This window comes from Orenia metallireducens, from assembly GCF_003001995.1.
GTDB lineage: Bacteria > Bacillota > Halanaerobiia > Halobacteroidales > Halobacteroidaceae > Orenia > Orenia metallireducens_B.
Genome location: NZ_PVNB01000059.1, coordinates 1 through 5,112, shown reverse-complemented (window position 1 = coordinate 5,112; position 5,112 = coordinate 1). Strand labels below are relative to the sequence as shown.

Sequence of the window (5,112 nt, the reverse complement as noted above, 5' to 3'; positions counted from 1 at the left end):
GGGGTCCTGTTCTAACAGGTTGTAGCTATCTTGTTTGGAAGGACTGGAACTGGGCGTTGGTCTTAGGGATTGTGATAGCAGGTGGTTGTGCTGCTAGGACTATCCCTTACATTAGCTTTAACTATATATTATTAATGTTCTTTTGGTATATATTTTTTTATTTATAAGGGATATATTCTAAAATTATGGATATTTATGGAGGTGTGTGTTTTCTTATGTAGAAAGATATAAGAAGTAAATAATTGAGTTATATAAGATATTAACGAAATATTTCGTTAATATCTATAAATAAGAAGATTATATGATGTACTTTGTTAATAAAAGATTTAGCTGACATACTTAGGCTTATTCATAGAATACAGCAAAGTTATAGAATATCAGTAATTAAATTTTATATAAGGGAGTGAGTTTAATATGAGTATCTCGATACGTGACTTTATTTATTTAGATATTGAAAGGTTAAAATCAATAATTGCTCAAGTAGAAGAAGGGTTAGCAACCACATCCAGTAAAGAAAACAGAAATTCTCAACAAGGTTCTGCTAGTGTAGAAGGAGGAATATTTAGTTTTCTTAAGGGAATTGGAGGAGTCAATTTTTTATGGGAAAATAAGAATACAGAAACAAAGTCACTTCACGATAACATATATAATAAAGTTGAAAATGCCCTTATTGAAAATGAGTTACTTATTAAGATTTCTGAATACATTAAAGAAGAAGATTTAGAAAAAGATACGTTTAGGGATTTATTATTGGATAATTCATTTATTTTAGCTACTGGCAAGATTAATATTAATGATTTTACACAAATGCGTATGGTTTTAGAAAAATTTAATGATATTGGCGATTTTATAGCAAAATGTACAGTAGCTGATTTACCACATAATCAGAGACAGAAACAATTAAAAAAAGTGAGATCAAATTTAAAAATGGACAAATGGATGCAAGAAGGGTTTAAATTATTTTTTGATACATTTTATAAAGATAGAATTGTAATTAAGTTAAATCCCTTCGAGAATTATCCTGATTTTAGACTAGTTGGTAATTTAAATAAAGAGTTTTTGAGAGATGATATATCAAGTATTATTTATAAATATGGTACTGCACCCGTATCTGAATGGACTATATTTGGGCAAATAGCATCTATACCTCCGGAAAATAGAGAGAATATTGTTTCAAATGTAGGTGGTTCAGATATAGAAGTAGCTTTACAACAAATGTTTGATGTTTTTAGAGAAGTTGAAATGATGGCACAATCTGTTGTATATCCAGAAATATCAATAACTCCTATTGCAATATATCGAGAATAGAAAGGTTTGTATTTTGATAATAAGATAATTTTATATATTGGATAGTTTATGGGGATTTTTTGCTTATAGTTATATTAATATTATCAATGAAGATTTATAAATAGTCGTGATATGAGTTAATATACTAAAAAGGGGATGGATAAGTATGAGTTATGATGATATAAAAGCAATTATGAAACAAATGAAGGAGATAGAAAAACAAGTTGAAGAAGCTAATAAAATTATTAATTCTCCAGGGATTAAAGAGCAGTTAAAGAGTATGTATCCACTATTAGAAGAAATTAAAGGTATAGAATTACCTCAAGGGGTAGGTGTTAGCACATCTTTTTTTAATGATTTTATTAAATACCGTTCAAAACTTGAAGGTTTACAAGACATTTCTTCTGCTCTTGATTATATTCCTAATGCACCATATAAGTTAATTGAAGATATGAATACTAATTATAAAAAACTTTTAAAAACTCAAAAGAATATAGACAAGGTTAAATCTCAGCTCTCAAATTTAAGGCTTCCATCAGAGAAGGTATTAGATTCAATTGCATCAATAAAAACTACTATAGATATATATAACCCATCTGAAGTAATCATTAATGAATTATTACAGTTATCTAATAATTATCAAGTTTTTGCAAAGAAACAATATGAGTATAAATATAAAAATGAAGAAATATACAAAAGAGCTATGGAAGTAGCTGACTATGTAGGAAATATGCTTATATTAAGTCAAACAAATACTCAAAAAATGATTGAATTTGTTGATGAAAAAGAATTACAAGAACCAATTGAATCTAGTGAAACTCATTCTAATATATTTTCTACTATTAATCAACATATAGGTTTTGTTTATAGAGAGGATTTAGAGGTAAATGTTAATCAAGCAATTAATGAATCAGAACCTGTAAAGATAAATCAACTAGGTTGTTCAATTATTAAATTAGTATGTCAAATAAATGAGTATAGTATAAATTTAATGGATAAGCATATTTTTAAACCTACTAATAAAGCTATTTTAGCTTCTTCTATTATTCCTAATGTTATAGCAACAAATGAAGATAAATTTAATAAAGTTATAGATAATTTATTTTTCTTATTATATGAAGGATCAGGTACAGCAAATCGTTTATGTCAAATAGTAAATAAAGAAGAGTTAGATGCTCTTTGGAAATTAAAACATCTTCGTAGAAATGTAAGGCATGATGTTGATCACGGAAAAGAAAAAGAAATAATTAAGAAATTTAAACAAGTTGGTGATATATATAATGGTTTTATTGGAAGACCTCGACCACTTCATAATTCAGATTGGGCAAAAGCTCAATTTGAATTATATCAAGAGATTCTTATGATGTTATTTGCTATATTAGATAATCTTGATAATAAAAGAAATGAATATATTAGTTGAAATTGACGTACGTCAGCTAAACCAGCTAATAATTACTATATATTTATAGCCATATTGAACGAACCTTGATATAAAAATGACAGTTATATTCTATATATAACTGATATAATCTATAATAAGAAAACTATATATTTTAGCATAAAGCACTCAGAATCTATCTGGGTGTTTTTCTTATTTAGGAGGTAGAAAAGCAAGGTATAAGGGATAGAGGATAAGGGATAAGAAACCTAGAAATATAAATAAATTTAGGGGAGTCAAGGACTTAGAATTCTTTGATTTTTTTAATAAGAAATAGGAGGTGTTCCAATATGCAATATAAAACCAAACGAGTTCCCTTTGAACTCAAAAATTTTGACCAAGAGACAGGTATCTTCACTGGTTATGCTGCAGTCTTTGGTAACGTTGATGATGGTGGAGATTTAATTCAGCCTGGTGCTTTTACTAAGACATTAAAGCATAACAAAGATAGAATAAAAATCTGTTGGCAGCATGACCCTTATAGTCCAATTGGTAAACCTATTGAGATGAAGGAGGATAAGAAGGGTTTATTTGTTAAAGGACAGATTAGTAATACTAGCTTAGGTAAAGATGTAAAGATATTGCTGAAGGATGGTGTGATTAATGAGCTAAGTATCGGCTATGATACAGTGAAGAAGGAATGGAAGGATGGGGTTAGACATTTAAAGGAGCTTAAGTTATATGAGTTTAGTCCTGTTACTTGGGCAATGAATGATGAAGCCTTAATCACTTCAGTCAAAGCTAATGAGGATATTAAGGAGGTGTTAACTAAGACAATAGAACTTTTAGATAGATTATTAGAGAAGACTGAAGTTAAAGAGAAGGATAGTAGTGAGTTAGAAATGGAGAGATTAGTTACTTCAATAGATAGTTTAGAAAAGAATATAGGAAATAAACTTAAGAAGGCTAATTAGTCTTCTTTTTTATTGTATAAGTGAAAATATAACTAGATTAATAATTAGGGGGATTAATTTATGGAACTTAAAGAGCTAAGTAAGAAGTTTGATAGTGTAACAAATAACCTACAGAAACTATTAGACCAACAAGAAAGCGAGATTAAGAACTTTGGTGAAACTACTTCTAGAACTGCTAAGGTTATTAGTGAAGTTGAAGGGCAGATTAAAGAGATTGGTGGTGAGATGAAGGAGCTACAGAGTAGGGCTGATGAGTTGGAGAAGAAGATGGGTAGACCTAACTTAGGTGTTGGGAATCAACAGAGAACTAAGAGTTTTGGACAGGTCTTTGTGGATTCTGAGTCTTATAAGAGAATGAGAGAATCAAATTTAGATAGCTCTGATCCTGTTCATTTTAAAGGTTTATTTAACATGAGAAGAAAAGGATTGACTGGAGCAGAGGGTATTCCTGTTCCAACTAGAGTTCCAAATATTATTATGCCACCAGAGCAGGAGTTAAATATTCGTGATTTGCTTAATGTACAGACTACTGATAGTAACTCTATTGAGTATGTAAGGGAGGTCGGGTATACCAATAATGCTAATGCTATAGGAGTTGGAAGTCCTGCTCCTGAATCTAGTATTGAGTTTACTAAGGAGTCAGCTAATGTACGGGATATCTCTCATTACATTCCTGTACCTAATCAAGCTCTAGATGATGCCAAGCAATTAAGAGGATATATTGATAATCGTTTGATTTATGGATTGAAGCAGGAGGATGAGAGGCAGATTCTTTATGGTGATGGGGCTAGTCCTAATTTACAGGGAATTTTAACTGACCCAGATAGACAGCAGTATAAATGGTCTCAGGGTAAGGTTGGAGATACTAAGATTGATACTTTAAGAAGAGCGATTACTATTGCTAGGATGACTGGTTTTCCTGTAACTGGAGTAGTGGTTAATCCTAGTGATTGGGAGGAGATAGAGTTACTAAAAGGGTCTGATGGTCATTATATTTGGGTGCAGGTAACTGAAGGAGGGCAAAAAAGAACCTGGTCTGTTCCAGTGGTGGAGACTATTCAGATTAATGCTGGAGAAGTAGCTCTTGGTGCTTGGGGAATGGGTGCTATTCTTTGGGATAGACAGGATGCTTTTATTAAGGTACTAGACCAGCATGCTGATTTTGGAATTAGGAATATGTCGGCATTGATGGCTAATGAAAGGGTGGCTTTGACTACTATGTTGCCAGAGAGTTTCGTGCATGTGACCTTTGATAGTAAGCCCACTGAATCATAAAGTTCGAAATATTTTTAGCCACAGATTAACACGGATGGACACAGATAAAAGCATTAGAGTTTATAGATAGGATAACTGAAAATAGAGGAGGTAACTATTATGACTATGATGAAAGCCCTTAGCACTTTTAAAGGTGTTGAGGGTTTTATTAGTAGGGGTAAGGAATTTGAGACTAGTGAGAGAAGAGCAAGTGTATTG

4 protein-coding genes are annotated in these 5,112 nt (G+C 31.1%); all 4 read left to right on the top strand.

Annotation, left to right across the window (positions count from 1 at the left end; genetic code table 11):
- Window positions 1–414: 414 nt before the first annotated feature.
- The 4 genes from BX659_RS18375 to BX659_RS18360 all read left to right on the top strand — a co-directional run bounded on the left by BX659_RS18375 (window position 415) and on the right by BX659_RS18360 (window position 4,914).
- The gene (locus BX659_RS18375) at window positions 415–1,308 is read left to right on the top strand and encodes a DUF6414 family protein (RefSeq protein WP_097019678.1); all 894 of its coding nucleotides are present in this window, start codon (window positions 415–417) and stop codon (window positions 1,306–1,308) included.
- Between the two features lie 145 nt (window positions 1,309–1,453).
- A complete protein-coding gene (locus BX659_RS18370) occupies window positions 1,454–2,707 on the top strand; it encodes a hypothetical protein (RefSeq protein ID WP_097019677.1) in 1,254 nt (417 codons plus the stop codon).
- 308 nt (window positions 2,708–3,015) lie between these two features.
- A complete protein-coding gene (locus BX659_RS18365; RefSeq protein ID WP_097019676.1) occupies window positions 3,016–3,639 on the top strand; it encodes an HK97 family phage prohead protease in 624 nt (207 codons plus the stop codon).
- A gap of 60 nt (window positions 3,640–3,699) precedes the next feature.
- Window positions 3,700–4,914 (top strand): phage major capsid protein, encoded by a 1,215-nt coding sequence (locus tag BX659_RS18360; RefSeq protein ID WP_097019675.1) that lies wholly within the window; start codon window positions 3,700–3,702, stop codon window positions 4,912–4,914.
- Window positions 4,915–5,112 lie beyond the last annotated feature (198 nt).